The organism is Rathayibacter sp. AY2B3 (genome assembly GCF_002931755.1).
Classification (GTDB): Bacteria; Actinomycetota; Actinomycetes; order Actinomycetales; family Microbacteriaceae; genus Rathayibacter.
In genome coordinates this window covers 1-1,020 of sequence record NZ_PSUG01000098.1, presented here as the reverse complement: position 1 = coordinate 1,020, position 1,020 = coordinate 1, and the positions used below count along the sequence as shown (strand labels likewise).

Genomic DNA, 1,020 nt, shown 5'->3' with positions numbered 1-1,020 from the left:
GTGTGCAGAGCCTGCGCGACGGCCTGCTCGATCGTCGCGACGTCGAGGCCGAGCAGCGTACCGATCCCGGCGGCCGCCGAGGGGCCGAGGTGCGCGACGTGGTCGATCTTGTGCCGGTGCAGGCTGATCGCGCGCACCAGGTCGACCTGGACCTCGTAGCCCGTGACGATGCCGCGGACGAGCTGCGCCCCGCCGATGCCCGCGTGCTGGGCGACGGCGATCAGCGGAGGGATGTTGTCGCCCGGGTGCGAGTACTCGGCCGCCAGGAACGTGTCGTGGTAGTCGAGCTCGCGCACGGCGACCCCGTTGGCCCAGGCCGCCCACTCGGGCGAGACCCGGCGGGCCGGGTCGACGCCGAGGACGACCGAGCCCTGGCCGCCGATGGAGGCGGGGTGCGCGAGAGCCTGCGCGCGGGCGGCGACGACCGGGCGGCGCAGGAGCGACGCCGTGGCGACGGCGGCGTTGTCGATGACGCGGTTGACCACCATCTCGGCGACCTCGTCGTCGATCTCGACCGGATCGGCGGCGACCTCGGCGAGCGCGTGGGCGAGCTGCCCGTGTCGCGGGAGCTCCTCGTCGCTGCGGTGGACGCGGACGTGGTGTTCGTGCACGGGCGGCTCCTTCGTCTCTCCCCCAGGCTATCGCCCGCCTCCGGGCCCGGCGGCGCGGGCAGAATGGGCGGATGTCCTCCCTCACGCGCGTCGCGGCGCTCGACTGCGGCACCAACTCCCTCCGCCTGCTGATCGCCGACGTGGAGGACGGCCGCCTCCGGGACGTCCAGCGCCGCACCGAGCTCGTGCGGCTGGGCCGCGGGGTCGACCGCACCGGCCGCTTCGACCCGGCCGCGCTCGAGCGGACCCTCGCCGTCACCCGCGAGTACGCGGCCGCCGCGCAGGAGGCCGGCGCCGAGCGCCTCCGCTTCGTCGCGCACCTCGGCCCCTCGGCGGCCGCCGGGATCGGTACGCTGCTCGGCCTCGACGTCGCGACGATCGAGCAGGCCGTCGCGCAGGCTCTGCACAC

1 protein-coding gene and 1 pseudogene are annotated in these 1,020 nt (G+C 75.6%); one reads left to right on the top strand and one right to left on the bottom strand.

What is annotated here, in order from left to right; translation table 11 throughout:
- On the bottom strand, positions 1–611 hold a 611-nt coding region (locus tag C5C24_RS17435; protein WP_146079620.1), incomplete at its 3' end, for an MmgE/PrpD family protein.
- 71 nt (positions 612–682) lie between these two features.
- On the opposite strand from C5C24_RS17435, the pseudogene C5C24_RS17430 reads away from it, so the two are divergent.
- A pseudogene (locus C5C24_RS17430) lies at positions 683–1,020 on the top strand (hypothetical protein); the annotation flags it as partial.